The following is a 26,351-nucleotide window of genomic DNA, read 5'->3' on the forward strand; positions in this document are numbered from 1 at the left end:
GCGCTACATCCGAAGCGTCACACCGAGCAGGGCGATGAGGCCGAGACCGGCGATCAGGGCGGCGACGACCGAGGCGATCGAGTAGCGCATCGGACCGAAATCCGAAGAGAGTGCTCGCATTTCCTGTCGATGCTGAACCCAGCCCAGGATCAGCGCGGTCAGCCCCACCAAGATCATGGCCACCCCGACGACCTGGGGGCTGACGAAGGGTTCGCGCAGCCGGCCGCTGTCGGCGGCACTCCGTCCTTGCGCGGCGTCGATCGAGTTCACCGGAACATACGGTCGAGGGTGAGCAGACCTCGACACATTGGAACTGCGCTCGGAGTCAGCGGCCGAATAGGCGGCGGTCGGTGCAGTGCAGGTTGTCGGTGTTGAAGCACTTGTCGGTCCAGCCGTCCGTCGTGGACAGGTACCAGCCGGCCGCAACCGCGGCGGCCTGCTTGTTGGCCGGGGCGATCGCGGGTGTGACCTTCGCCTTCTTGGCCAGCCTGTCGAGGAAGTCGTAGTGGTCGACCAGGAGCAGGGTTTCGATGACAAACGCGGTGGCCACATCGGCATCGCGGATGGCGAGCAGGTTGTCGCCGTTGTCACGTTCGCCGCCTTCGGCCAGGTTCGACGACCCGCAGTAGACCGTGGGGGCGTTGCCGTTGAAGCCGCACACCACGTATTTGTGATGGATCTCGTGGAACCTGATACCGGGCACCTGATGAAACGGCGCCGGCAGTGCGGTCTCGCCCGGTTTCCCCGTGACCAGCACTCCACCTTGTTCACCCACGCCGTAGAGCGTGACGCCCTTGGGAGCGTCCGAGATCCCGAAGCTGAAGATGCCACGGTTGACATGGAGCTCGTTGAGCGCGTCATAGACGCGGTGGCTCCCACGACCACTGATCTGCATCACCGCGAAGAACACCGACCCGATCGTCGGCGCGGCGACTGCCGCCTCGGCGTCGATGCGGTCGACGATGCCCTGCAGGATCTCATCGGCGAAAGGCCCGGCGTGCGGGGAGAACGTCGCCGTCGTCACCGGGACCGGGCCTGCCGCGTCGCCCCAGACGAATGGCTGCTTGCCCCAAGTGGATTCGGCGAATGCCTTCCGATCCGTGTCCGTATCCCAGGATTGCTTGAACACACCGGAGTAGATGTCGGCGACGTTGCGGTCGTCGAACACCAGCACATGGTTGGCGTTGACGTAGACACCGGTGATGGAGAAGTTCGTCGACCCAGTCAGCACTGTGCGCGCACCCTGCTCGTCGGAGACGATGAACACCTTGTCGTGGGCGTAGCGCTTGAACTTCTTTCGCTTGATGGTGTCGGGGTCTTCGGCGCGGGCTCGGAACGCCGTGGCGAAGGCGTCCTCTGGCGAAGGTTTCTCGGCGGTGCCGGTGTGCAGGGCCGCGTTGTCCAGGATGATGCGCACGCGGTTCTGCTCGCCCAGCGTCAACAACGCCGCCACGACGGACGGTTCGTCGAGGTCGTAGGCGAACACGTCCAACGTCAGGGTCGGATCGGCAACCACCTGGTCGAGCAGGGCACGTCGGGCGGTGAAGCCGAGCCAGTCGTATTCCTGCGCGTAGGTGTAGGTGTGGCCATCGTTGTTGGTTCCGGCAGTCTGTGAGATGTCGAAGGTCAGCGGCGCACCGGGAGGCGCAATGTGGACGTCGTCGCCGAAGTGCCGGACGAACGCCTGCAACTGGACGTAACCGCGGGTGAATGCCACCGTGAGGCCGCCCTTGACGAAGGGGCCGACAGGTACCTGCAGAGAGAGGCTGGCATCGGGGTCCAGCGCGGTCAGCGCACCGGCGTCGGTGAAATAGCGCGGGGTCACCACGTAGGTGTACGTGCCGAAGGCAGGCTGACCGCCCTGATGTACCAAGCCGGGGACATGGACCCAGCGGAACTTGTGGATCGGGGCGTTGGCACTGGAGAACTGATCCTCACCGGGAACTTGGGCGTGAGCGGGCGATTCGCGCAGCCGCAGATTGTTGGTCACGTAATACGGATGCGCAGCGCCGGGCGGATCTACCTGGATGCTGAAGCCGCCCAGGTTCTTTCGGGCTTCCTCGGTTTTCACGTTGAACGCCAGCAGAGATTTCGCGTCGCCCGTGTACGCGGTAAACGTCATCTGATCGTCTTCAGCATGGACTGTGGCCATGGCTCCCCCACATCTCGGCAAGACGGGCGCAGCACCGCCCTCGTGGGCAACACCCGCGGCCCGATAGACCGCAGACATCGTCGCGCCGAGCGGTCAGCGGCAACAGAGTAGTGGCCTATCAATCTGGGGGCAGTCAACGGTCCCAGGGCGCGGACTCGTCCATCTTCGCGTAGTACTTGGCCAGGTGGCTCTTCACCCGGTCCACATCTTCGCTGGGAAGATCCACGCCGCCACGCGAACCCTGCATCACCGCACCGGCAGCCATCACGGCGCGAGGCACCGCCGTCAACCGCCCGTCGACGACGTCGGCAATGAGAAGTTTGTACGCACCGAAGTCCTGCTTGCGATCCTTGTCGTACCAGACGTGCGCATCGCGGTACTTCTCGTTCGGTTCGTCCTCGGCGTCAGCCCACCTGCGAATACGTTTCTCGGCGGCGTCCCCGTCCCACTTACGCTCTCGATTCCCCAGAGGAAGATCTCCAAAAGCTGTCACTGACATCGCTTCTCCCTTCGAACGTGCCATCCTGGCTCCGCGGCCACGCGGTGTCCTTATCGCTGTGCCCGTCGGGCCGAGGCGCCAAACGTGCGGCCTGCGCCAGGTGCTGCTATCCCTGTTATCGCAGGCCAGGTTTGCCTTCGGCGCTCACGGGTATTCGGCCATGGTGGTTCGTGCGAGCCTTCGTGGCGTGCGTTCGAGCGCCGACGGTTCACCCGCGGGGCGATCAAGCCGCGCTTGGCTGACCGCCGCAGTTCTTCTCGTGGCGCTGGGGCTGTTGTTGACCCGCTGTCCGGCCAACCGCGACGGACCGGCCGGCCAACTACACCAGGCCATGCAGGACGGTGCCGCCGGTGCACGCAGCAGCGCACTGGCACTCGACCTCTACGAACGACGCAGGTCGACCAAGCAGCTGACGAGCGTCCAGATCAGCGATGCACGAGATGACGCAATCAAGTCCTATAAGACGGTGGCCGAACTGCGCCCTACCGATTCCACGGACTTGGCGCGGCAGAAGCACCTGCTGGACGGCATCAACACGCTCGTCGTGGAACTCGACTCCGCTTCTGCGGTGGTGCGCGGCATCGACAACGACGCATCCCTGCCCGCCGCGCGCGACGGGCTGTTGGCCGCCGCGGAATCCCTTGAAAAGGGCTATCGCTGATGAAGAAGATCTTCGCGGTAGCCCTGGGTGTCCTGACTGCGATCGGCGGATTCCTCGATATCGGCGATCTGGTGACCAATGCCGTGGTGGGTTCACGCTTTGGCCTCGCCCTGGTCTGGGTGGTGGTGGTCGGCGTGGTGGGCATCTGTGTGTTCGCGCAGATGGCCGGTCGGGTCGCCGCCGTCAGCGGTCGCGCCACCTTCGAGATCATCCGTGAGCGGCTTGGCCCACGCACAGCCGCAGCCAATCTGAGCGCCTCCCTGTTGATCAACCTGATGACCCTGACCGCTGAAATCGGTGGTATTGCACTGGCATTGCAGTTGGCCACCGATGTCGGGCGGATGATGTGGATCCCCGTGGCCGCCTTCGCCGTCTGGCTGGTGGTGTGGCGGGTGAAGTTCAGCATCATGGAGAACGTCACCGGTCTGACCGGGCTGTGTCTGATCGTCTTCGCCGTCAGCGTGTTCGCGCTGATGCCCGACTGGGGCGCGCTGGGTCATGCGGTCACCCATCCCGTCATCCCCACCTCTGAGTCGTCGGCGACCTACTGGTACTGCGCAATCGCCCTGTTCGGGGCCGCAATGACCCCGTACGAGGTGTTCTTCTTCTCCTCCGGAGCGGTCGAAGAGCGTTGGACGACCAAAGATCTCGGAACCTCCCGGTTGAACGTCATGGTCGGGTTCCCGCTCGGCGGCCTGCTTTCGGTGGCCATCGCGGCGTGCGCCACCCTCGTGCTGATGCCCGCCGGCATCGAAGTGACGTCGCTATCACAGATCGTGCTGCCGCTGCTGGAGGCGGGCGGCAAGCTCGCTTTGGCTTTTGCGATCGTCGGTATCGTCGCAGCCACCTTCGGAGCGGCGTTGGAAACCACGCTGTCCAGTGGCTACACCCTGGCCCAGTTCCTGGGGTGGCGGTGGGGCAAGTTCCGTAAACCGGCCGAGGCAGCCCGCTTTCACACCGTCATGTTCGTCTCGCTGGTCTTGGCGATTGCGGTCCTCTACACCGGTGTCGACCCGATCATGGTGACCGAATACTCGGTGGTGTTCTCGGCGATCGCGCTTCCCTTGACCTACCTGCCGATCCTGATCGTCGCCAACGACAAGCAGTACATGGGTGAACATGTCAACGGAAGGGCCACCAACGTGCTGGGCTCGGTGTATCTGGTAATCATCGTGGTCGCCGCGCTGGCAGCGATCCCCTTGATGATCGTGACGGAGGCAGGGCAATGACCATTCTGGATGCGCGCCTGCATCTGCTCGACCGACAGCTCGTCGACGCCGACGGCGATCCGGTGGGCATCGTCGACGACCTCGAAGTCGACGGAATCGAACCCGGGACGCCCATCGCGGCAGGTGCGCGGCCACCCCGAGTGACCGGCGTGTTGTCCGGCCATGTCTTGGCGACCAGGATCTTCGGTGGGACACCACCGCGATCGCGGCTCCTGATGATCAACTGGGACAAGGTCGTTCGCGTCGGCGTCACTGTCGAGATCGCCCCCACAGACTCCCTGACCCAGTTGCACTGGGTGGAACACTGGCTACGCGACCACATCATCGCGCGCATCCCAGGAGGCCGGCATGCAGCTCAGTGAACTGCTCGGTGCGACAGCGGTGGATGCACAAGGGGATCGAGTGGGCACCGTGATCGACGTCCGGCTACAACTTCCCGACAATCATCGCGCCGTCCCGGAGTTGCTCGGCCTGATCATCAGCCCCCATACCGCGTCCTCCTACCTGGGCTACGAACGCACCGGGGCCCGCGCGCCATGGATGCTCTCTGCTCTGGCACGGTGGCGGCACCGCGGCACCTTCCTTGCTGAGTGGCCCGATATCGGTCAGGTCGACCATCACCGCATCACCCTGCGTCCCGACTACATCCGCCATGACCCCGCGTTCGGCTGAGGACCAGGGCAGTTCTGCCCCAGTGAGTAGAACGGCGTTGCTGGTCATCGACATGCTCAACGACTATCGGCACCCCGACGGGGAGGACCTGGCCCGCTCCGTCGCCGGGATGGTCGACCCGTTGGTCGCCCTGGCGCGAGAAGCAGACAAGCGTGAGGACGTCGACGTCATCTACGTCAATGACAACCGGGGTGATTTCACCGCTGATCACAACGCCATCGTTCGCGCCGCGCTCGACGGAGCTCATCCTGAGCTGGTGCGCCCGGTGATACCTGCGGAGGGAGAACTCATACTCACCAAGGTGCGCCATAGCGTGTTCTATTCGACGGCATTGGATTACCTTCTCGGGCGACTCGGCACGCAACGGCTCATCCTGACAGGTCAGGTGACCGAGCAGTGCATTCTCTACAGCGCGCTCGACGGGTACATCCGGCACTTCGACGTCGTCGTCCCGCCCGACGCGGTCGCCTGCATCGATACCCGACTCGGTGCGGCGGCCCTGCAGATGATGCAGCGCAACATGGACGCCGACCTCGCGCCGAGCGACCGCTGCCTCCCCTGAACTGTCACCGTAGTTGCTGGTCCCAGCCGCCGTCGGTGGGGTGAGCCAGGTTGGTTCGAGGCTGGAATCAGGTTGCGGCTTGATGTACGTCGGTGATCAGGTGAGTCAGTAGCGATGAGGCAAGCTTCCATTCGTCTGCCTGGCGGATCCAGCGTTGGGTGTAGTGCCCGTAGCCGGTGACCGATATTCCGTTGTCGAACACGGCTCGGTCTTGCACGGCCCAGATCACCCGCGCTTCGTCGGCGTCAAGGTCGATTTCTGGGGTGTGGACCTGATGTACGGTCTTCGCTCCGGCCACCAAAGACTGCAGCAGCGCCAGCGTCTCGTCGCGGCCCACGGTAATGACTGGTTCGGAAGCGCCGTCACTCATGCCGAATTCGATGTCGGGAGTCATCAACACCGCCAGGGCGTTCCAGTCCCGCGTATCGAGTGTGCGGCAGTATGCCGCCTTGGCCTGGGTCAGTTCGTAGTAGGCGATTAGCTCCTCGTGCGCGGTCATGCGACAGCCAGTTCGAGATGATCAAGCCGACGCACGAGGAGGCTAGGCAACCAGCGCCCCGTGTGGGCTGCATCAATATGCTTCGTGCGTTGCAGCAGTTGACCGATCACGACGGTCGCTTCCAGCCTGGCCAGGGCTGCACCCACGCAGAAGTGCGCTCCCTTGCCGAAGGTGAGGTGAGTCTTGCCGACTGTCCGATCGAGCCGGAATTGGTTGGGGTCTGTGAAGTGGGCGGGGTCACGGTTGGCTGCTCCCCACATCAGCAGCAGTCGTGAACCGGCTTGCAGGTCAACGCCACCCAGTTCGGTGTCGGTGACGACGTGGCGATAGTGACCCCGAAACGGTGGTTCGAAGCGCAGCACCTCTTCCAGGAATACGCCGAGCAAGTCTGGTTGCTCGCGAATTTGATGCTGGATCGTAGGGTGCGTCGCCAAGATCCAGGCCGCCGAGCCGATGAGCGAGGCCGTGGACTCGCCTCCGGCGCTGAACAGGGTGATCATCATTGCCAGCGCGGTGAATTGGTCCAGGTCGCCTGTAGCGGATGCCGTGGCGAGGTCGCCGAGCAGGTTGTCTTGTGGGTTCGTGGCGGCCTCTTGGAATAGTTCGGCGATGTATCCGCTGAGTTCCATAACTGAGATGCCGGCAGCGGTCAGCTGTTCTTGGGTGACCAGCCCTTCCACGAATTGAGTGGCAGCATATCCCCACCGAATGAGCTTGTCGGTGTCCTCGTCAGGGACACCGATGATGCGTCCGACGATCATCATCGGCAGACGGTTGGCCATCGCGCCCATCCATTCGATGCGACCGCCCTGTACTCGGGTGCCCCATATCTGCGTCGAGGTATCGGCGACAAAGGACTCGATGGCACGTATGCGCTTGGCTGCCAGATGCGGTAGCAACGCTTTGCGGTGCAGGGCATGAGCGGGATCATCGGCGGTGGCCAGCGCCTGGGTGGCGCCACCGAGTTCACCCATCGGGAAGGTCCCCACCGTGCCATCGACGTTGCGCATCATGGTGGCGGTGAGATTTGAGGAAAAGTCAGTGCACCGCGCTACGGCCTCATTGACGGCCTCCCACCCGCTCACCGCGTAGAAACCCGAGTCACCGATGCGGTGGACGGGCCCCTCTGTGTGCATGCGCTCATAGAGCGGATACGGATCCTGGATGAACTGATCATCGAACAGCGCCAGCCCCAGTGTCCCCGCCAGTGGTGTCATCGGTTCAGGCTGAGGATCTCAGCCCAAGTGGTCAACAGATCGCGACGAAGTCGATACGGGCAGTCACCAAGGTCAGTGGTCGGCGTCTCAGCTGTGCACGCTGAGCTGGCCAGATAGCAGATAATCGGTAGCTTTCCGTCTCAGACCTGAGATTATGGCTCCGAGGCGATACAAGGAGAGCGGCTGGGTGGCGAGACAGGATTGGGTCGTCGGTGGAGATCGCCGGGCCGCGGCGGCCGAACGCATCTACACCGCCGCTGCCGAGCTCATACTCCGAGACGGACTGGACGCCTTGGACGTCGATTCGTTGGCCGAGCAGGTGCACTGTTCGAGGGCAACCATCTACCGCTACGCCGGCGGTAAGGCACACATTCGAGACGTCGTGCTGCTGCGAATCGCCTCCGGCATCACCGACACCGTCCGCGCCGAGGTCAAAGGCCTGACCGGGTCGCAACGGGTCGTCACCGCGATCAGCTCGGCGCTGAAGCAGATCAGGTCCGACGCGATACGACGATTGATGATGACGTCGAGCAAGGCGCCCGCGCTGAGCGACCTGCATTCCTCGCCGATGCTCGGTGCCTTGGCCGCCGAACTCACCGGGATCACCGATGATGACCCAGCAGCAGCGTTGTGGATCGTTCACGTAGTGCTGTCGATGGCCTACCTGCCGGTCGGGGACGAACAAATCGAGGCCGAAATTCTGCACCGGTTCATTGCCCCGGCGTTCGAGGCCCCGGCGTTCGAGCTCCAACCGGCCCGCGCATCATCAGCCAATGTTGCACCCGGTGCGGGGTCGGTGGGTCGCGCTCCACTAACAGGGCGAACTCGATCACGTTGAGTATCGACATGGTGCAACCACCAGCAGTGGTGTCGAAACACCCACTGAAATGGGGCTGTTGAAGTGGGGCGGGCGGGGCTCGAACCCGCGACCAAGGGATTACGAAACGGCGTTGCTGGTTACATCCGGAAGTATCCGGTCTTTCCCTGCAGTGCTTGCGATTTCGTTGCAAGCGCCCTAAGTCGGTTCCGGTCCGTTCCAGACGATTCTGAGACATTGCCGCTGAATAAACGATGAGCTAGAAGCCACAACACCGTAGACGCGCGGCGATTTCACGAGCACGTTGAGGACTTCAGAAGATGAAGAGCAACCTCTCACCTGGCGTTTTCGGTTGTTGACGGGAACGGGCGGTTTCCGATAGATCGGCCTTGAACAGGCCTGATACATAACAGTCCAGCCTGCTCCATCAGCGCCAACTGCGGACCCACGCTGCCAACATGATCACCACCGATCTTTGACGTGCATCGCCAGGACGCAGCTGCTCACCATCTGCTGTACCCCACGGGATACCCCGAAAGACGACATGACGGCCACAAGCAACATTCGGGGGAAACGGTAAGCAGGCGGACCACACTGGTTACGGCCAGGAAACCGCTGATTCAAAGATGCTTCGCCACTTCGCCCTCCAGGGAGAAGTGTCCCCTTTCGCCAAGCTGATTCATGAAAACCACTGCGTCTTGCCGCAAGCGCTCATCATCAGACGAAACGGCCCGCGCGATAACGACAGCAACCGCCTCCCGCGTGAGTTCAAAAAACACTATGTCCGACTCTTCACGGCCATCGAGCACAGACCTCAGGATCTCGAAGGTGGCGCGCGGATCAAGAGCGGCCGCTGAAGCAAGCTCCTTACCAATCATGTGAGTTTCGGAGCTGACTTCAGGACACAGCTCCAGAGCTTGTTTCAAACGTGGAAGCCACCACTCCACCGGGAACTTGCCGCTCTTCACAAACCAACAGAAGCCCGAGAGCTCATCTCGATCACTGGGTTCAACCTCAACGTGAGCAACTCGCGAGTCCCACAGTCCCGCCATGCGGTCGCGGATTGGCTCATCGACGGTCTGCGCATGCATGAACGCCCATCCGAGGTGCCCCATGGCGTCACCGCGCACCTTTGGCGGAACCGCGGAGAAGAATTCCTGAGCAAGGGGGGCATCTTCGGTGCTGTGTCCCCGAATAACTGCGTTAATCACCCAATCACCGATCCGCCCGAGCGGTTCGGTTTGCGTGCGCCACCCGGCAACTACCGGTTCCTTGGCGCGGATTGCACCGATCATCGGTGACGAGAGCAGCCCATACATAGCTGCGTTGTAGTGATGGGCAGTAATCGCCGTCGTGAGTGCGATTTGCTGCTGCACTGACAACTCCACGTCGGAACCGAATACCTCAGGCACGATCGTCTCTACCCACTCTGGGTCGGCCAATAAGAGCCTTCCTAGACCTTCTCCAACGACCGCGTGCGCAGCGCCGTGCATATCGTCTCGTGCCAGTTCGTCAGTAAGGGTCGACTTCGCCGATTGGTACCAACTGGCGTCCTTGCCGTGCGCCATCAAATAGATTAGCCCGCGTATACCGATCGGCCACTGCCAATTGAGCGAGGTCGTAAACGCATCCATGTCGCCGCCAGCGGTCCCGATGTACTCATGCCATGCAACCTCATCCGAGAACGACCCGATCAGCAGTTCCGCCAACTGCCGCATCGTGTCGTCCGGCGGGGTAAGTCTGGCGTTCGGCTTGACCAGTTGTTCAAGAAGTCGAACGGCACCCTGTTTGGCGTAGCGAAAATCTGGGTCGTCGTCACCGCGCCCCCCTTCGGTCGGGAAAGGTGATTCCTCACCGTGCGCCAGCACGGCCCCGAGGACCTCGAGGAGCTGGGGCCAATCTGGCTCAACACCAGCCTTCGCGGCGTCCTGCCAGCCATTCAAGATCGCTCTCAGGTATGTAGGGCGCAACCGTCCGACAAGGTCGCCCACTCCGGCGAGTGCTTTCGGCCTCGATGCCAGAAGCGCCGTCAGCTCGCGCCCCTGCCCCTCATGTGAGGGCTCGGGCCCCCAGCCGTGCCCTGAATCGTGCCAACTTTCGAGATGGTTGACCAACTCAACCGGAGACATCGCGGCCATCTCATCCAAGGTGAGAGGGCTGTTGGGCCCATACCAGCTAGTGACGATCGGTGTCGGCTCTAACGGAGCGTCTATAACGCCGTACCTTGCATCCAGATCCGCCAACGTCGTTTGCATCGAAGGCGGCAGTGCCACGGCGCCGATGGACGACAACCAAAGATGCTTCCAACGGTCTACGGATTCCTTGACCTGCTCACTAGCCTCCGCAGTTTCTACGCCGTCCTCAACCAGGCGTGCCCAATTCCTGTCGCCCTCCGCCATAGATCGTTCGTCGAAGAATTCAGGCAACTCCGAAAGCATTTCTTCGGACACAGTCGCGACCGCACGCGCCAGTTCCGCGTAGTCAATCCGGCACGAGTAATGAAATGAATCTGCATCGAACAGAAGTCCCCGCGCAACGCCCACCAGTCGTTCCATTTGCTGGTCAGATATGTCGAGTTGCCGAATTGCCTCTGCCAGCGAGAACAGCGCAATCTTCCGACCGAGGATCATATTCCTTTTTAAGAGCGAGTCCCTGGTCCCCTCCGCGTCAACAAGCATCGCCTTGATTGCCAAGTCTCTAACTGCATCAATCAGTGCCTGCTCGATGTCTCCGTGCTCATCGTCCCGCTTGCGAATAGATTCACGCGAGAAGTAAGTGATGTCCCGACTCTTCGTCAGCTTTCCACTAATGCGCTCGTAAGTAGTAAGCCAACGCAGAACAATCGCGCAATGCTCAGCCTCGAGCACTGCAACCAGTCGCGATAACCCAGATTCGTACCAGTATTCCTCCAGCATCGCTCTGGGCCTGCGCCCATCCTTCCCCGCAACCGGCTCAAATACTAGGCGCGCCAGCCATTTCCCAAAATCAGTCTGCCTACCTTCAAACAGGTTCACCGCGAAGCCCACGATGTCCCTTGGGTCCGTTCTCCATCCCAAGCCAGTCGATTTCCACTCCTTAATGAGCGGCTGAAGACGAGCGGCCTGATCGGGTGGGATCGTCGCGCCGATAGCAATCGCACCCCGCCTAACCCAGGCGTTATTGCTTTTGCCGAGCTTGAGTAGCACATCGACTACAGCCTCCGGCACGTCCTTCGCTACACGAACTAGGTATTCGATCTCTGGCCAGTAGACATCTCGAATCAGACCGTCGTCCGCAACTTCCGGTTCGGGAGGGTTACTGAAAACTCCTTGTTTTGCGAGTGGTTCCACCCACAGAGGGTTCTTGAGCCCTTCAAAGAATGCGCGCCTCAACTGCAGAGTGGGGATTTTTCGCACCACCTCTCTGACCTGCTCTTCGGTGGGCGCCTTAAAACGTGGGGTCACTCATCCTCCTCGACCAAAGCGTTAATATCATCCAGCAATGGGCCCAGTGACCTTAGATTGTCGAAGAAAGCGGCTGTTCGGACTCGAATGACGTCTGCCACAACTTCAATATTGGCGAGCACCTGAGCGTCTGATGGTAAGGGTTTACCCGCATCGTGATTGCGGTCGATATGCGTCCACCCAAGGAAAAAACGATAGGTCTCCATCCACTGATTTACAGCTGGATGCTTCCCATTTTTTCCACCAGTAACTAGCGAAGCTGTGTTAAGCCGATTTCGGCTCTCTTCTTTGGCCGCGGTCGATATTATCGAGTCAATTGCGCGGGATACCTCCTTCGGCACAGGCACCATGTCCAGGTCTTCGTTAAGGTCTACCCCTGGATATTTCCGTAGCAATTCTGGCAATTTCTTTGTAAGACCACTAGACGTCGGATTTTGCCGCGGGATCGAGTCTACCGCAAGCGCCGAAGGTAAACCCGCCATCAACTCGCGCATACAATGGCAAACCAATGAAATGCGCGCCGCCTCACACCCCTCCTCCGCATCGCTCTCCAAGATTCGCAGCGCAGTCCGATACATGCCAGCAAGGCGCGGACTACGCTCCCGCAAAATATCAACAATGCCCCACTGGCGTTCAGCCAGTTGCGCACTTACAGGTTCCACCATCCGCCCTTAGTCCCACTATCACTCACACATTCGCCATTGAGGCCCCAAGGAATGATCGCGCATGAATCACGGATTCGCCGGGATTTCACTCCCAGTGCTCGTAGCCCAGCCGGTGTCGCCACACGCCAGGGTCAACACCCACATCTCAGAACTTTAGATTCGGACACTGCACGGGGTTCTGTCATCGCTTACAAGAATGCCCAGGTAACCTCGTCTCAAAAGAAGTTTCAAAAGTCGTGTCTCAAATCTAGCGTTTTTGATACTTATGCGACATGATCTACCCATGACAACTACCGCTGTTGGCGCACAGCTTGGATACGCCCGAGTGAGCACCGGGCATCAGTCGCTCGATCAGCAACTCGATGCTCTCGTTTCGACCGGAGTCGATCCCGCACGGATTTACACCGACAAGTTGTCCGGCACCTCTACGCACGAGAAACGTCCAGGCTTGGCCGCACTGTTGGACTATGCACGACCTGGAGACGCAATAGTGGTGGTCGGGATTGACCGACTGGGACGCAATGCAGCGGAGGTAATGACCACGATTCGAGAATTGGGTGAACGCAGCATCATCCTGCGCTCGCTGCGAGAGGGTATCGATACCTCCAATGCCACCGGTCGAATGGTCGCCGGTGTGCTCGCCAGCCTTGCGGAACTGGAGTTAGAACTCGGCCGCGAGCGGCGTGCGGCAGCACGAGACGCCCGTAGGGCACGCGGGCAGCACATTGGACGGCCCAAGGCGCTGGACTCGACTAAAGCTGCGTTGGCGCGACGAATGCACGCCGCAGGCGAATCTGCAACCACGATCGCAGCCGCTCTGGGCGTTTCACGGGCTACCGTGTACCGCGTGCTGGCCGACCAGGAACCTGACACCACCCAATGACGAATGATGGCGTACCGGAAGTCATCGATTCCGAAACATCTGCCCTCCGTAGCCTATTGATCGCCCAATATGGACCCGAACTCGATTTCATTGGCCTGGCCGCCATTGGACTGACCCGGCTCGCATGGCGTAGTGACGAGCACGGCCTGATCGAAGAAGCGCACCACCGTATAACCGACGGCGAGATGTTCGCCGCGAATGTGGCGACCACAAGGCTCTTTCGCCAGCACCTCGAGTCATACCCTCACGTCAACTGGCAGCTCCTAGCCAACGAAGTCACGCAGGAGGAGCGGCTCGCCGCCGGTCGCACTCTTGCAGACCTACTAGGCAAGACGCGATACAGACGATGGGCAAGATGGGCAAGCAAGTTCATTGCCGCGATTGAACGGGTGATCGAACACGATAGCCCTGAGTCTGTTCTGGTGGGACTGGCGGTTGCAGGGAAGGCGTACGACCGGTGGTGGTCCGGTCCCCAATGGCCTTTGGTTGTCGATACGTTCATTGCGCAAATAACGTCCGTGCCCCCGCAGGTATCAACTTCCGAGCTTCGGGCGGACCTTCTTACTGCGCCTGATTTGATCGCCCCCTCCGTGCTGGAGTGGTGCGTCGACGTTCAGCAGATTGGCGCTACCCAAATGCCTGACTAGCACCAGAAACCGAACACCTGCGGGGGCCCGAGCGTTAGCACGTGTATGCCGTCCCGACTGCCTGGGGGACACCCCTACCCGCGTCCTAACCGGACACTTCGCGCATATCAAAGCTTCTCTCCGCAGCCCTCGCGCCCACCGAACTTACAATTACAATTCAGAATCACGATGCGCCGCAATGCATCGCGCTGCTATGGATACTGATTCGGCTCCGCAGTTCCCCGCAACTCACTTGCAGTAGGCCCGTAATCATAGCTGCTTCTACCTGCGAAAACGCAGAGGTCCTCTTGACTCTGCTTTACGCTTCGCCGCTCATTAAGCGTTAGCCATGTACCGTGCACGTCTTCCCGACGGCACCCAGACCTCCCTGCCACGCGTGGGAAGGAAGCACCAGGCACCGTGCGTTTGAGGAAGGATCCAGTAACCCCTTTTGTTTCGCCAACCGGATTGCCTGGGACACACCAGTCGGTGCTTTGGGGAGCCACCCTCCGTCAATTCCGGGTGCGCCGAGTGACTTGGCGATTTCACCTGGCGGGAAGACTGCGTGGCCGTTGGCGACCGAACGAGCAACAGCAAGTGCCCACACACGGAACCAGTCAGGATGGTTCTTGTGATCCAAAGCATGCTCATCCCAGGGAGACTGGTAGCTCTTCTTCCAGGAATTGATCCCTCGCTTGGGCAGTGTCGGCATCAGCACCATCTGCTCTTTGTCTCCTTCGCTGTTGTTGTGGCTCAACCATTGTCGGCTGGACTTGCTGTATCTAAGCAAGGGTTCAGCGTGGATTACGTGGAAGGAAAATCGCTTTGACCTGTGTTTGCGTGGACGGTGTTGAATATTTTCTATGACTCATACGAACGACAAGATCTGGCTCAGCAGGGTGGAACTCGCTGAGCGCCTGGGCATCCCGGCAAAGACCCCAGCAGAGTGGGCCTGTAAGAAGATAGGTCCGCGCTACGCACGATTTGGCAAGCACGTTCGCTACCGTCTCGCTGATGTCCTCGAGTGGGAAGACTCGGTGATGTCGGCCCCGCCAGCGACAATCACCGCTGACTAAGTGCTCGAAGCTAAGGAGATGAAGTTGTCAGGTCGGCCTCCGTTACGAATCGGGCAGCACGGCAAAGTCAGCCGGACGCAACTCGGCGGCGGCGTCTGGGTGGCACGGTGCCGAATCCGCGATGCGGACGGCGTAACCCGACTGATTGAGCGTCGGGGTCCTGCTGACGACTACGACAAGTACGGCAAGCTTGCCGAGGACGCGCTACTTGAGGCTCTGAAGGAACGACGAGCACCAAGCATGTCCGACACAGTGGGGCCGGAAACGTTAGTCATGACCCTGGTGGACCGCCATCTAGAGCGGTTATCCGAGGATGGGCGCTCCCCCGTCACCATCGACACCTATCGGTTCGCTGCCGACAAGCTACGGAAGTTCCTTGGTGGCGTTCGGGTCCGTGAGGCCCACACCGCGCGGATGGACGCGGCCCTGCGATCAATGCGGACGGCACATGGCGCGACTATGGCCAAGCAGTCCAAAACCATCCTGAGGGGTGGTCTCCAACTCGCAGTAATGGCCGCTGTCCTCACTGCTAACCCGGTGCGCGACGTCGACTCCATCCGCCCCAAGGCCCGCCCCAAGGGTGCGACAGCCCTGACCCCCGAACAGCTACGGCGCGTATTGACCGGGGTACAAACGTCCTCCTACAGCCGTGAGAACGACCTGGCAGACCCGATCACCTTGTTTGTGGCGACGGGCCTGCGCCGGTCCGAACTGTTGGCTCTGCGGTGGGAGGACTTCGACGAGTCAGCAAGCACCCTGTCGGTAACGGGCAAGCTTGTCCGCGCCAAAGGTCACGGACTCGCCCGAGTCGAAGACACCAAGACAGCGTCGGGCAAGCGCACCGTCGCACTGCCGATGTTCGCAGTGGAGATGCTCACAGTCCGTCGGGTTCGGGACTACCTCGGTGAGCAACCCATGATCTTTCCGTCCACGGCGGGCACCTGGCGCGACCCGAATAACTTCGGCAAGCAATGGCGTCGGGTCCGCGAGGAGCTTGGTGTACCCGAGGTCACCACCCATTCATTCCGCAGGACGGTCGCCACCCTGATAGACGACGGTGGCCTGTCCGCGCGGATTGGGGCGGACCAACTTGGGCACTCCAAGGTGTCCATGACGCAGGACCACTACATGGCGCGAGGCCGGGTCCACACCGAGGTAGCCGACCTGTTGGACCGTGCCATAAGCGATGAATAAACGATGGATTGCTTCCAAAAATCTCCAAAACAACCTCTGAAGTGGGGCGGGCGGGGCTCGAACCCGCGACCAAGGGATTATGAGTCCCCGGCTCTAACCAACTGAGCTACCGCCCCAACCGCGCATCGCGCGACAGGCATCTTCCCACGAACCGCTTCGCCACCTGAAGTGCGGGGTGCGGAGCCCACGTGAAGATCGTCAGCCGAACACCGGCATCCCGTCGGCGCCGAGCCGGTAATGCTCGACGCCGTCGGCCACCCGTGGCGCGTCGCCACCCAGGGCCACCGCGATCTTGTTGGTGGCGTTGCGCATGACGTCGAGGGTGATCTCGACGGCCTGCTCCACCGACCAGTGCGCCAACACCCCGGCGGCCGCGTCATCAAGTGATGACGGTGTCCAGACGAGTGCATCGACGTAGCGCAGCGCGGCCTTGTGCGCCGCCGACAGTTCCGAGGACCCCTCATACTGCGCGATCTCGGCGTACAGCGGCTCCGATCCGCCGGCCTCCAGTGCGCCGGTCTCACGCAGTGACGTGCACAGCCGGCAGTTGTGCTGGGTCGCACCGCGCAGCCGGATGATCTCGGTGGTCAACGGATCCAGCCCGCGCAGCGCGCCGACGGCCGAGGTGAAGCGGTTCAGTAACGCGTCCGCGGGATGCGTCTGGTTGTCCCAGGCCTCCGGCTCGCGCACCGGTACCCCCAGGGCCGTCAACCCCGCCGCCACCCGCGGCCCGAAGTCCGCGACGAACATCAGCGCGGCGATCCCGAGAACCTCGGCGCCGAACGTCGTCGTCAGGGCCGACCGCTGCTCCGGCGTCACGGCTGCGACGTCGGCACTGAACTGCTCGGCGAACTCGACGAGCAGCCCTTCGGTCTCCGACTCCGGCTCCGTCGGCGCCTCGTACGGCAACGGCGTCAGACCCATGGTCTTTGCGCAGGTCTCGCGGGTGACTGAGTTCACACGCAGCAAGGACGGCGGGGACAGCGCGATCAGTGGCGTCAAAAGATCCTGCACAACCGCGATTATCACGTCCCACATGCCGGGCAGGGGTGAAAGTCCGGAATCAATGCCAGCTCACCTCAGCACACTCTTGGCCGGCTCCCAGAAACCAGCGGTATACAGTTTTTATAGTTCGTATCCAAGGAGTACCTATGGGAACCGAGAATGCGGCCACGCGAGTGGCATCGGCGCTGCGCACGGACATCCTGCAGGGCGATATCTCCCCGGGCGCCAGGCTCTCCCAGCAGGACACCGCGGCGCGATTCGGCGTCAGCCGCATCCCGGTGCGCGACGCCCTTCAGATCCTCGCCGGCGAGGGACTTGTCCGGCCGAGCACGAATGCCACCGCCGTGGTGGCTGGACTGTCGGTCGCGGAGCTACAGGAACTCTACGAACTGCGCGAAGCCATCGAGCCCTTGGCCACCCGACTGGCTGTCCCGAATGTCGGTCGCGCCGAACTTCTTTCGATGCGAAAACAGCTCGACATCATGGACTCCCAGGTCGACGCCCGGGTCTGGTTGAGCGCGAATGCGGCCTTTCACGCGGCCGTCTACCGGCAGGCGAATCGTCCCCGCATGATCGAACTCGTCGAACAGCTGCGCTGCCAGACCGATCGCTACATGTACATCCATCTGGAGACCATCGGCCAGACGGAGCATCTCAGTGTCGAACATCGCGACATCCTCGCCGCAGTGGAACGCGGTGACGCCGCACTGGCCGCCGACCTCACGCGCGAGCATCTGGCGACCTCACACGATTTCATCCTGACCTACCTGTTGAAAGAGCAATCGGAGGTCAACGGATCTGGCGGGCGATCATCATTTCCCTCTTCGACCTAGCTGCCAACGCAGGTGACGCCATGTCGGCAGACCGGGCGGCGGTCCTCAACGCCCTGAAGTCATTGCAGCCCGCGCATCGCGACCTGATCCGTCGAGCCCACCATCTGGGCTCGACGACCGAGCACATCGCCGCCGAACTGGGTATCGACGAGGCCACCGTCAAGCGCGAGTTGCACTGCGCACTACGGGCGATGCGCGACCTCCTGCCGAATCGTCACTGCGCCTGACTGACCGATGACATGTGGAAGTCCGGGATCCGTAGCGACGGCATGGTTGCCCGGGTGGCCCAGTCACCCCACTCGCGCGGCAGGGTCGGCTCGGCGATCCCGGCCTCGGTGGCGCGGCGCAGCAGATCCAGCGGACTCTCGTTGAACCGGAAATTGTTGACCGCAGCACGCACTTCGCCATCCTCGATCAGGTACACGCCGTCCCGGGTCAGTCCGGTCAGCAGCAGCACCGCCGGATCAACGGTCCGGATGTACCACAACGTGGTCAGCAGCAGACCCCGCTCGGTACCCGCGATCATCTCCGCCAGCGACGCGCTGCCGCCCGTCATCAACAGATTATCCGCCGGGACCGACACGGGCACACCGAATTCCGCAGCGGCCGACCGTGGATAGGCCAGCGCGTTGATCACCCCGTCACGCAGCCAGTCGACCCGGCCGATGTCGAGACCGTTGTCGAAGACCGACACCCGCTCAGAGGAACTCGGCACCGCCACGAACGGCTGGCACTCCTGGCCCGGCGCCCGCGGATCGGAGTAGAGCGTCAGCCCCAGGTCGGTGAGCTTCTCCCCCACCCGGGTACCGCCGGGCGCCGACAGCGCGGTGCGCCCCTCCTGCGCCCCGCGGCCGTCCATGCTCCACCCGAGGTAGATCAGCATGTCGGCCACCGTGGACGGCGGCATCAGCGTCTCGTACCGGCCCGCGGGCAGCTCCACCGTGCGCGCTGCCCAGTCCAGACGCGTCGAAAGTTCTTCCAGCAGTGCATCGGTGGGTACGTCGAGGTAGTCGGGAGTGCCGACCCCGGCCCAGGCGCTGGCGCCGTGTCGCTTGGCGTTGATCTCCACCGAGCCCGTCGGCTGGGTGTAGCGCCGGCGCCGGCCGGTCGAGGTCGCGACCAAGGTCGTCTCCAGCACGTGCCGCGCGTACCCGTACAGCGTGTCGGCCCCATGGAAGCCGCGCGCCAAACTTGTTGCCACATCGGCGAACACGTCGGCACCGGTGACGGGCACCGGGGCATCCCAGTCCTCGGGGGCACCGTCGCCGGGCAGCGTCGGCGCGGCGTCGCTGGCTGCGGGCGCCGATGCGGCCGCGTCCTGCGAGGCGGCGACCAGCCCGGCGATCGCGGACTGGTCGACCTCGGAAGAGGTCACCGAACCGACATGGGCCGCGTCACCGCGGCGCACCACCGAGATCACCGTGGTGGTGCGCCCACGGGATTCCCCGTTGGTCGTCATGGAATTGCCGGCCCACCGCAGGGCGGCGTCGGAACGGTCGGTCACGATGACGGTGGTCTCGTCGGCCTTGCCGCGCTGGGCCGCTTCGGCCAGCGCCGCGTCGACGACGTGCTGCGGGCTGATCATGCGCGGCCGCCTTCCGCTTGGGTGTTCAACACATTCACGCCGCGGAACAGGGCCGACGGGCATCCGTGACTCACCGCCGCCACCTGACCGGGTTGCGCCTTACCGCAGTTGAACGCCCCACCCAGACGCCAGGTCGACGGCCCACCCACGGCCTCCATCGAGCCCCAGAAGTCCGTGGTGGTGGCCTGATAGGCGACATCGCGCAGCTGGCCGTCCAGCCGGCCGTCGGTGATCTTGAAGAAACGCTGACCGGTGAACTGGAAGTTGTAGCGCTGCATATCGATCGACCACGATTTGTCGCCGACGATGTAGATGCCGTTGCGCACCCGGGCGATCAGGTCCGCGGTGCTGAGGTCCTCGGTGCCGGGCTGCAGCGACACGTTGGCCATCCGCTGGATCGGCACATGGTGCGGTGAATCGGCGTAGGAGCAGCCGTTGGACCGCGCCACTCCGAGCCGGGGCGCGAACACCCGGTCCAACTGGTAGCCCACGAAGATGCCGTCACGCACCAGATCCCAGCTCTGTGCCCGCACGCCCTCGTCGTCGAAACCGATGGTGGCCAAACCGTGTTCGACGGTCCGGTCCGCGGTCACATTCATCACCGGCGAGCCGTAGGTCATGGTGCCCAGCTTGTCCGGGGTCGCGAACGAGGTGCCCGCATACGCCGCCTCATACCCGATGGCCCGGTCGTACTCGGTCGCGTGCCCGATCGACTCATGGATGGTCAACCACAGGTTGGACGGGTCGATCACCAGATCCGTCGGGCCGGCGACGACGCTGGGCGCCTTCACCTTTTCGGCCAGCAGCGCCGGCAGCTCGGCCAGCTCCGTGGTCCAGTCCCACACGCTGTCGTCGGTCACGGCTTCCCACCCGCGCGCCGTCGGTGGCGCCAGCGTCCGCATGGTCTCGAATGTGCCCGCCGCGGAGTCGACGGTGACGGCCTCCAGCTGAGGCTGCACGCGCACCCGCTGCTGGGTGGTCGAGGTACCGAACGTATCGGCGTAGAAACTCTGCTCCTTGACCGCCTGCAGGTGCGCCGAGGCATGGTCCACGCCGTCGGCGGCCAGCAGTCGCTGCGAATACTCGGCCAGCCGCGCGATCTTGTCCGCAGCCGACACCGTGAACGGGTCGATCGCGTAGGCCGACACCCACTGCAGATCCGGGTACACCGGCTCGGCCGCGAGCTCGATGCGCTCGGCGTTCAGCGGCGCCAGGGTGGTGGCGACGCGGACCGCGCGGCGCGCGGTGTCGGCCGCGGTGCCGGGGTCCAATTCGGCGTGGGAGGCGAAACCCCACGTACCGTCCACGATGACCCGCACCGCCAGCCCGACCTCCCGGGTCACCACCGAGGATTCCAGCTCGCCGTCGCGCAGCGCGATCTCCTCGGTGGTGATCCGGTGTATCCGCAGGTCGGCGTAGCTGGCACCGGCCGCGCGGGCGGCAGTCAGGGCGGCGTCAGCCAGCACCTGGCGGGGCAACGCGAGGAAGTCGGGATCGACGCTTCGAGCAGTCACGGCTTCCTACCGTAGTGCCAGGATCCTCAGCGCATGTGTAACCCGTAGGGCACCGCCGAGACGAGTGTCACGACTTGGGTGCGACCGGTAGGCAGCTGATACTCGCGCCGGTCACCCGGGCGCGCGCCGCTGATGGCTTCTCCCAAAGGGGATTTCGCGGAGTAGACCTCGATGTCGCCGTAGTAGGCGCCCCGGACCCCGAGCAGGAAGGTGTCGGTTTCGCCGGTGTCCTCGAACCTGACGGTGAGCACCATGCCCAGCTCGGCGACCCCGTCATTGGGTGGATCCACCCCGACGACGGCGCTGGCGAGCATGTCGTGGATCTGCTGGATGCGGCCCTGCTGCGCACGACGGATGGCGACAGCATTGCTGTCGGGCTCAGCACTGTCGTCGTCCTCGGCCCCCACCGCACCCCATCCCCGCAGCACCGCCAGTTCGCGGATCAGGCGGTCGTGGGCCTCCGGGGTCAGCCATACCGGCGTGATGGTCGTCATGCGGACCACTCCTTCTGGGTTCGGTGGTTTGTCGTCAGGGGCGGGCCCTTGCACTCCGCCCCTGACGACGGGAAATAGTCGATGTCAGCACTGCTGATACCGCCATCATGGGGTGCGCGGGAAGGGCGTGCGCTGCGAGATCCGACAAATACCGAGACTCAGATTGTCGAGAATCGACAATCAACCGCGTTCAAGGGCCGCCAGTTCGATCATCATGGCCAACCGCTTGCCCGAATCGTCGACCTCGACGGTGGTCACCTCGGCCATCTTGCGCAGCCGGTAGCGCACGGTGTTCTCGTGCACCCCGAGTTCGGCTCCGGCCCGGGCGGGATCGCCCTGCGCTGCCAGCCACACCCGCAACGTCGTCACGTACGGGGTGCCGTGCACCGCGTCGTGGCGGAGCAGTTCGGCGACCGGACCACGACTGGGGCCACGTCCCGCGCCGGCCGCAGCACGTAACCGGCGCAGCACCAGGGCATCCCATGCCTCGTCATAGGCGGGTGGCTCGGCGTCCGCGGCGTCCGTCTCGTGCAGCGCGAGGCATTCGTCGGCCTCCCGGCGTGCCGCCGCCAACTCGGCCGCCTCCGCGGGTCCGCTGATCCCGGCCAGCACCGTCGTGCGCTCGGGAAGCGCGGCGCTCAGTGCGGCCAGCCACTGCCGGGCCGCATCCACCTGCTCGCCCGGCAGCACGGTGTACAGCGTGTTGTCCGCGAGCGCGCTGCGGCCCGGTCGCGACCAGCCGAAGCCTGCCGTCGCCTGCTCGAAGGCCACCAACAGGGCGGTGTGGCGGTCCGGCTCCAGCCGCGCGCGCATCGCGATGACGCGCAACGGTCCCGGTGGCAGCCCGACCCGGCTGGCGACCGTCGCGGCTTCGGCGCTGCCGTCCAGTAACCGCAACACCGAGTCCGATTCCACCTGCCGCTCCAGGTCGGCACTCGCCCGCGACCGCAGCAGGTGCAGCGCGACCACCCGCGCGCCGTCGGTCAGCGCGGCCCGCGCCGCACCCGGTAATTCCGCCGGGCAGCTCACCCACACCGATCCGAGCAGCTCGCGGCCCACCCGTGCCGCGACCACCATGCGACCGGTCATGCCGAGCTCCGGATCCGGTGCGAGGAACAGTGGCTCGCCTGACTCGGCGAGATGGGCGAACACACCACGTCCGGCCAGCGCCGCCTGCAACTCGGTGGGCTGCTGCCTGCGCAGGATGGTCTGCACCCGCGCGTCGTCGGCGTCCTGTTGCATGCGTGAGTAGGCCAAGGTCTGCGAGTGCCGGTCCTCGATCACCACCGCCCCGCCGATCGCCGCCGCCAGGCTGTCGGCGAGGGCGAACAGATCCGTTGGGCCACGCCCTGATTCGGTTTCGCGTCCCTCCAGTACCAGCCCGTACACCACCGCGGCCAGCTCGCTCCACGGCAACGCGGGATCCACCAGCAGGACCGCGATCCCGTCGGGCAGCGCGGTATCGGCATCGGGTGGATCGCACCGTGCCAGCACCACCGTCGCGTGGGCGTCCGCGGCCCAGCGCAGCGCCTCCGCCAACGACGAGGCGCCGAGGGCCAGCAGCACATCGCCGGTCACCGCTTCGGGCACCACCACACTGCGCAGCTCGGTCGAGCGCGACACCTCGCCCAGCCGGGCCGCCACGCCGTACCCGCCGACCACGTTCACCAGGCGATCCAAGGTGATCACGACCGAAGCTTAGCCAGCGTGCCACCGCATCGGTCGCACCGACCACCGGCTTTAATGAGGACATGTCCGGGCGCCGTTCCACCGTGCTGGGGTACGCGCTGCTGGCACCCAGCCTCTTCGGCGTGGTGACCTTTCTGCTGCTGCCCATGCTGGTGGTGGCGTGGCTGAGCGTGTATCGCTGGGATCTGCTGGGTCCGATTCGGTTTGTCGGACTGGATAATTGGCAGTCGGTGCTGACCGATCCGACCTTCGCGATGTCGTTGTTGGTGACGGTGGCGTTCATCGCGATGGTGGTGCCGGTGCAGACGCTGCTGGGCCTGGCCGCGGGCGCGATGCTCGCCAGGGGGTTACCCGGCACCGGGTTTCTGCGGACGCTGTATGTGCTGCCGTGGATCTGCTCGCCGCTGGCGATCGGCGTGCTGTGGCGCTGGATCCTGTCCCCCACCGACGGCGCGCTGAGCGCCGTCGCGGGGCGGCATATCGAATGGCTGACCGATCCCGGCCTGGCGCTGCCGGTGGTCTCGGCGGTGACGGTGTGGACCAACGTCGGCTACGTGTCGCTGTTCTTCTTGGCCGGCATTCTGGCCATCCCACGGGCCGTGCATGACGCGGCCCGCACCGACGGGGCCGGCAGTTGGCAACGCTTCCGGTACATCACGCTGCCGATGCTGCGACCCACGATGTACTTCGTCTCGGTGACCGGTGTGGTGAGCGCCGCCCAGGTGTTCGACACCGTGTACGCCCTCACCGGCGGCGGTCCGCAGGGCCGCACCGACCTTGTGGCGCATCGCATCTACGCCGAGGCGTTCGGCGCGGCGAGTGTGGGGCGGGCCGCAGTGATGGCGGTCGTGTTGTTCGTGCTGCTGGTCGGTGTCACCCTGGTGCAGCACGTCTACTTCCGGCGGCGGGTCAGCTATGACCTCACGTAACGCCCTGATCTACGCGGGACTAGGGGCGGGCGCGTTGGTGACGCTGATCCCGTTCCTGCTCGGGTTGATGACCTCGTTCACCTCACCGCAGCAGTTCAATACCGGCTCCGCACTGGCCTTTCCGGCTCCGCCCACCCTGGCCAACTACGCGACGCTCGGCGATGCGGGTTTCGGCCGCGCCCTGGTGGTCACCGCACTGGTGACCGCCACCGTGCTGCTGGGACAGCTGGTCTTCTCGGTGCTGGCCGCCTACGCGTTCGCCCGGCTGAGTTTCCCGGGACGGGACGCGGTGTTCTGGGTGTACCTGGCCACCCTCATGGTGCCCGCCACGGTGACGGTGGTGCCGCTGTACCTGATGATGGCCGAGGCCGGGCTGCGCAACACGTTCTGGGCGCTGGTGCTGCCCTTCCTGTTCGGCTCCCCGTACGCGATCTTCCTTCTGCGCGAGCACTTCCGGGGCATCCCCGCCGACCTGATCCACGCCGCGCGCCTCGACGGCGCCAACACCCTGGATGTGCTGGTGCATGTGGTACTCCCGGCGAGCCGGCCAATTCTGGCGACGCTGGCCATGATCACCGTGGTGTCGCAGTGGAACAACTTCATGTGGCCGCTGGTGATCACCAGCGGCCCGCGCTGGCAGGTGCTCACCGTCGCCACCGCCGGTCTGCAGTCCCGCTTCGACGCGCAGTGGACGGTGGTGATGGCCGCGACAACGGTGGCGATCGTGCCGCTGTTGGTGCTTTTCGTGGTGTTGGGCCGGCACCTGATCCGCTCCATCGTGGTGACGGGGCTCAAATGAGGCCGCGCTTCTCCAGCTTGTTGGCCACCGGTATCGCCGTCACCGGCGTGCTGCTGCTTGTCGCCGCCCTGCTGTTGGGCCGCACCTCCGAGTCCGGGAAGACGGTCGTCACCGTGCGGTTGTGGGACGACCAGGTCGCCGCGGCGTACCGGCAGTCGTTCGCCGAGTTCAACCGCACCCACCCCGATATCGAGGTGCACGTCAACGTCGTCGCCTACGCGAACTACTTCACCACCCTGCGCACCGAGATCGCCGGCGGCGGTGCCGACGACATCGTCTGGATGTCCAATGCCTACGTCGCCGAGTACGCCGACAACGACCGACTGCTCCCGGTGGCCCCCTCCACCGACTGGGATCCGTCGACCGTCGCGCAATTCACCCGCAACGGAACACTCTGGGCGGTACCGCAACTCACCGATGCCGGCATCGCGCTGTATTTCAACGCCGACCTGCTGGCAGCCGCCGGGGTGGACCCGGCCGAGCTCGCCGACCTGCGCTGGGACCCCGGTCAGCGGGACACCTTGCGGCCGCTCCTGGCCCGGCTCACCGTCGACGAAAGCGGGAACCGGGCCAACGCACCGGCTTTCGATCCGCAGCGGATCAGACAGTGGGGTTACAACGCCGCCAACGATATGCAGGGCATCTACCTCAACTACATCGGATCGGCCGGCGGCATCTTCGCCGACGGTGACCGGTTCGCCTTCTCCAACACGCAGGCCGCCCAAGCCTTTGAGTACCTGGTCCACCTGATCAACACCGACCATGTCGCGCCGTCGGCCGCGGACACCAACAACAACGGCGACTTCTCCCGCAACCAGTTCCTGGCCGGGCGGATGGCCCTGTTTCAGTCCGGCACCTACAACCTGGCGGCCATCGCCAGACAGGCGACCTTCCGGTGGGGTGTGGCGATGCTGCCGCTCGGGCCCGCCGGACGGGTCAGTGTCACCAACGGGATTGCCGCGGCGGCGAACTCCGCGACCCGCCATCCCGAGGCGGTACGTGCGGTGCTGGCGTGGATGGGCAGCCGCGACGGCAATGCCTTCCTGGGCGCCGACGGCTCGGCGATCCCCGCTGTGCTGGATGCCCAGCCGGGCTACTTCGCGCACTGGCGGCGCCAGGGTGTCGACGTCGCCCCGTTCTTCTCGGTGCTGCGCGGCCCGCGCATACCGGCCCCCGGTGGCCTCGGTTTCGCCGCGGGCTATCAGGCGCTGCAGCCCTATTTCGACGAGATGTTCCTGGGGCGGCTGGCCGTGCCGGAAGCGCTCGCCCGCGCCGAACGGGCCGCGAACGCCGCCGCCGCACGGTGAT

27 protein-coding genes and 1 tRNA gene are annotated in these 26,351 nt (G+C 63.9%); 15 read left to right on the forward strand and 13 right to left on the reverse strand.

What is annotated here, in order from left to right; all coding sequences use genetic code 11:
• Positions 1-3 precede the first annotated feature (3 nt).
• The 3 genes from H7J86_RS21365 to H7J86_RS21375 all read right to left on the reverse strand — a co-directional run bounded on the left by H7J86_RS21365 (position 4) and on the right by H7J86_RS21375 (position 2,651).
• Positions 4-270 (reverse strand): hypothetical protein, encoded by a 267-nt coding sequence (locus H7J86_RS21365; protein WP_267293324.1) that lies wholly within the window; start codon positions 268-270, stop codon positions 4-6.
• A gap of 55 nt (positions 271-325) precedes the next feature.
• Entirely contained in the window at positions 326-2,122 is a 1,797-nt protein-coding gene (locus tag H7J86_RS21370) for a phospholipase D-like domain-containing protein (RefSeq protein ID WP_267293326.1), read from the reverse strand.
• 163 nt (positions 2,123-2,285) lie between these two features.
• Positions 2,286-2,651, reverse strand: a complete 366-nt coding sequence (locus tag H7J86_RS21375; protein ID WP_267293328.1) for a hypothetical protein — start codon at positions 2,649-2,651, stop codon at positions 2,286-2,288.
• A 187-nt stretch (positions 2,652-2,838) separates the two neighbouring features.
• Here H7J86_RS21375 and H7J86_RS21380 point away from each other — a divergent pair, with 187 nt between their 5' ends.
• The 5 genes from H7J86_RS21380 to H7J86_RS21400 are packed head-to-tail and all read left to right on the forward strand — an operon-like array spanning position 2,839 to position 5,775.
• Positions 2,839-3,312, forward strand: a complete 474-nt coding sequence (locus H7J86_RS21380; RefSeq protein ID WP_267293330.1) for a hypothetical protein — start codon at positions 2,839-2,841, stop codon at positions 3,310-3,312.
• Complete coding sequence (locus tag H7J86_RS21385; protein WP_267293332.1) at positions 3,312-4,541, forward strand: Nramp family divalent metal transporter; 1,230 nt, start codon at positions 3,312-3,314, stop codon at positions 4,539-4,541. The genes H7J86_RS21380 and H7J86_RS21385 overlap by 1 nt, the downstream gene beginning before the upstream one ends.
• On the forward strand, positions 4,538-4,903 hold the full coding sequence (locus H7J86_RS21390; protein WP_267293334.1) for a hypothetical protein: 366 nt from the start codon (positions 4,538-4,540) through the stop codon (positions 4,901-4,903). The genes H7J86_RS21385 and H7J86_RS21390 overlap by 4 nt, the downstream gene beginning before the upstream one ends.
• Positions 4,890-5,213 (forward strand): PRC-barrel domain-containing protein, encoded by a 324-nt coding sequence (locus H7J86_RS21395; protein ID WP_267293336.1) that lies wholly within the window; start codon positions 4,890-4,892, stop codon positions 5,211-5,213. The genes H7J86_RS21390 and H7J86_RS21395 overlap by 14 nt, the downstream gene beginning before the upstream one ends.
• A gap of 22 nt (positions 5,214-5,235) precedes the next feature.
• Complete coding sequence (locus H7J86_RS21400; protein ID WP_267293338.1) at positions 5,236-5,775, forward strand: cysteine hydrolase family protein; 540 nt, start codon at positions 5,236-5,238, stop codon at positions 5,773-5,775.
• 67 nt (positions 5,776-5,842) lie between these two features.
• Here the strand turns inward: H7J86_RS21400 and H7J86_RS21405 are convergent, their stop codons facing one another.
• Positions 5,843-6,274, reverse strand: a complete 432-nt coding sequence (locus H7J86_RS21405) for a nuclear transport factor 2 family protein (RefSeq protein WP_267293340.1) — start codon at positions 6,272-6,274, stop codon at positions 5,843-5,845.
• Positions 6,271-7,491 carry a cytochrome P450 gene (locus H7J86_RS21410; RefSeq protein ID WP_267293342.1) on the reverse strand — a complete coding sequence of 407 codons (1,221 nt, stop codon included), beginning with the start codon at positions 7,489-7,491 and terminating at the stop codon, positions 6,271-6,273. The genes H7J86_RS21405 and H7J86_RS21410 overlap by 4 nt, the downstream gene beginning before the upstream one ends.
• A gap of 187 nt (positions 7,492-7,678) precedes the next feature.
• Between H7J86_RS21410 and H7J86_RS21415 the strand changes: the two genes are divergently transcribed.
• A complete protein-coding gene (locus tag H7J86_RS21415; protein ID WP_267293344.1) occupies positions 7,679-8,329 on the forward strand; it encodes a TetR/AcrR family transcriptional regulator in 651 nt (216 codons plus the stop codon).
• Positions 8,330-8,928: 599 nt separating this feature from the next.
• Here H7J86_RS21415 and H7J86_RS21420 read toward each other — a convergent pair.
• Both H7J86_RS21420 and H7J86_RS21425 read right to left on the reverse strand, forming a co-directional pair.
• Complete coding sequence (locus H7J86_RS21420) at positions 8,929-11,751, reverse strand: hypothetical protein (protein WP_267293346.1); 2,823 nt, start codon at positions 11,749-11,751, stop codon at positions 8,929-8,931.
• Positions 11,748-12,416, reverse strand: coding sequence for a hypothetical protein (locus H7J86_RS21425; RefSeq protein ID WP_267293348.1), 669 nt, complete (start codon positions 12,414-12,416; stop codon positions 11,748-11,750). Before H7J86_RS21425 ends, H7J86_RS21420 begins: the two co-directional genes overlap by 4 nt.
• Before the next feature lie 283 nt (positions 12,417-12,699).
• On the opposite strand from H7J86_RS21425, the gene H7J86_RS21430 reads away from it, so the two are divergent.
• The 4 genes from H7J86_RS21430 (at position 12,700) to H7J86_RS21440 (ending at position 16,195) form a co-directional block, all read left to right on the forward strand.
• The gene (locus H7J86_RS21430; RefSeq protein ID WP_267293350.1) at positions 12,700-13,299 is read left to right on the forward strand and encodes a recombinase family protein; all 600 of its coding nucleotides are present in this window, start codon (positions 12,700-12,702) and stop codon (positions 13,297-13,299) included.
• Complete coding sequence (locus tag H7J86_RS21435) at positions 13,296-13,946, forward strand: hypothetical protein (protein ID WP_267293352.1); 651 nt, start codon at positions 13,296-13,298, stop codon at positions 13,944-13,946. Before H7J86_RS21430 ends, H7J86_RS21435 begins: the two co-directional genes overlap by 4 nt.
• An 842-nt stretch (positions 13,947-14,788) precedes the next feature.
• Positions 14,789-15,001: a helix-turn-helix transcriptional regulator gene (locus H7J86_RS33425; RefSeq protein WP_308204856.1), complete on the forward strand. Its 213-nt coding sequence runs from the start codon at positions 14,789-14,791 to the stop codon at positions 14,999-15,001.
• Positions 15,002-15,025: 24 nt separating this feature from the next.
• Positions 15,026-16,195, forward strand: a complete 1,170-nt coding sequence (locus H7J86_RS21440; RefSeq protein ID WP_308204862.1) for a site-specific integrase — start codon at positions 15,026-15,028, stop codon at positions 16,193-16,195.
• 42 nt (positions 16,196-16,237) lie between these two features.
• On the opposite strand, the gene H7J86_RS21445 is transcribed toward H7J86_RS21440, so the two are convergent.
• Positions 16,238-16,311: transfer RNA gene (locus tag H7J86_RS21445), tRNA-Ile, on the reverse strand.
• 82 nt (positions 16,312-16,393) lie between these two features.
• Positions 16,394-17,233 carry a carboxymuconolactone decarboxylase family protein gene (locus tag H7J86_RS21450; protein WP_267293356.1) on the reverse strand — a complete coding sequence of 280 codons (840 nt, stop codon included), beginning with the start codon at positions 17,231-17,233 and terminating at the stop codon, positions 16,394-16,396.
• Between the two features lie 113 nt (positions 17,234-17,346).
• Between H7J86_RS21450 and H7J86_RS21455 the strand changes: the two genes are divergently transcribed.
• Both H7J86_RS21455 and H7J86_RS21460 read left to right on the forward strand, forming a co-directional pair.
• Complete coding sequence (locus tag H7J86_RS21455; protein WP_267293358.1) at positions 17,347-18,033, forward strand: GntR family transcriptional regulator; 687 nt, start codon at positions 17,347-17,349, stop codon at positions 18,031-18,033.
• A gap of 20 nt (positions 18,034-18,053) precedes the next feature.
• Positions 18,054-18,260 (forward strand): sigma factor-like helix-turn-helix DNA-binding protein, encoded by a 207-nt coding sequence (locus H7J86_RS21460; RefSeq protein WP_187096157.1) that lies wholly within the window; start codon positions 18,054-18,056, stop codon positions 18,258-18,260.
• On the opposite strand, the gene H7J86_RS21465 is transcribed toward H7J86_RS21460, so the two are convergent.
• From H7J86_RS21465 to H7J86_RS21480, 4 genes are all read right to left on the reverse strand, one after another.
• The gene (locus H7J86_RS21465; RefSeq protein WP_267293360.1) at positions 18,248-19,618 is read right to left on the reverse strand and encodes a metallopeptidase TldD-related protein; all 1,371 of its coding nucleotides are present in this window, start codon (positions 19,616-19,618) and stop codon (positions 18,248-18,250) included. The genes H7J86_RS21460 and H7J86_RS21465 overlap by 13 nt on opposite strands.
• The gene (locus tag H7J86_RS21470) at positions 19,615-21,132 is read right to left on the reverse strand and encodes a TldD/PmbA family protein (RefSeq protein WP_267293362.1); all 1,518 of its coding nucleotides are present in this window, start codon (positions 21,130-21,132) and stop codon (positions 19,615-19,617) included. Before H7J86_RS21470 ends, H7J86_RS21465 begins: the two co-directional genes overlap by 4 nt.
• Before the next feature lie 26 nt (positions 21,133-21,158).
• Positions 21,159-21,626, reverse strand: a complete 468-nt coding sequence (locus tag H7J86_RS21475) for a GreA/GreB family elongation factor (protein ID WP_167162049.1) — start codon at positions 21,624-21,626, stop codon at positions 21,159-21,161.
• A 180-nt stretch (positions 21,627-21,806) separates the two neighbouring features.
• A complete protein-coding gene (locus H7J86_RS21480; RefSeq protein WP_267293365.1) occupies positions 21,807-23,315 on the reverse strand; it encodes a PucR family transcriptional regulator in 1,509 nt (502 codons plus the stop codon).
• 62 nt (positions 23,316-23,377) lie between these two features.
• Here H7J86_RS21480 and H7J86_RS21485 point away from each other — a divergent pair, with 62 nt between their 5' ends.
• From H7J86_RS21485 to H7J86_RS21495, 3 genes are read left to right on the forward strand one after another with little or no spacing between them, the layout of a single operon-like run.
• Positions 23,378-24,244 (forward strand): carbohydrate ABC transporter permease, encoded by an 867-nt coding sequence (locus H7J86_RS21485; protein WP_267293367.1) that lies wholly within the window; start codon positions 23,378-23,380, stop codon positions 24,242-24,244.
• Positions 24,231-25,043: a carbohydrate ABC transporter permease gene (locus H7J86_RS21490; protein ID WP_267293369.1), complete on the forward strand. Its 813-nt coding sequence runs from the start codon at positions 24,231-24,233 to the stop codon at positions 25,041-25,043. Before H7J86_RS21485 ends, H7J86_RS21490 begins: the two co-directional genes overlap by 14 nt.
• On the forward strand, positions 25,040-26,350 hold the full coding sequence (locus H7J86_RS21495; protein ID WP_267293371.1) for an ABC transporter substrate-binding protein: 1,311 nt from the start codon (positions 25,040-25,042) through the stop codon (positions 26,348-26,350). Before H7J86_RS21490 ends, H7J86_RS21495 begins: the two co-directional genes overlap by 4 nt.
• Position 26,351: the final 1 nt, after the last annotated feature.

The sequence above is a fragment of the Mycobacterium hackensackense genome (genome assembly GCF_025822555.1).
GTDB classification, from domain to species: Bacteria; Actinomycetota; Actinomycetes; order Mycobacteriales; family Mycobacteriaceae; genus Mycobacterium; species Mycobacterium fluoranthenivorans.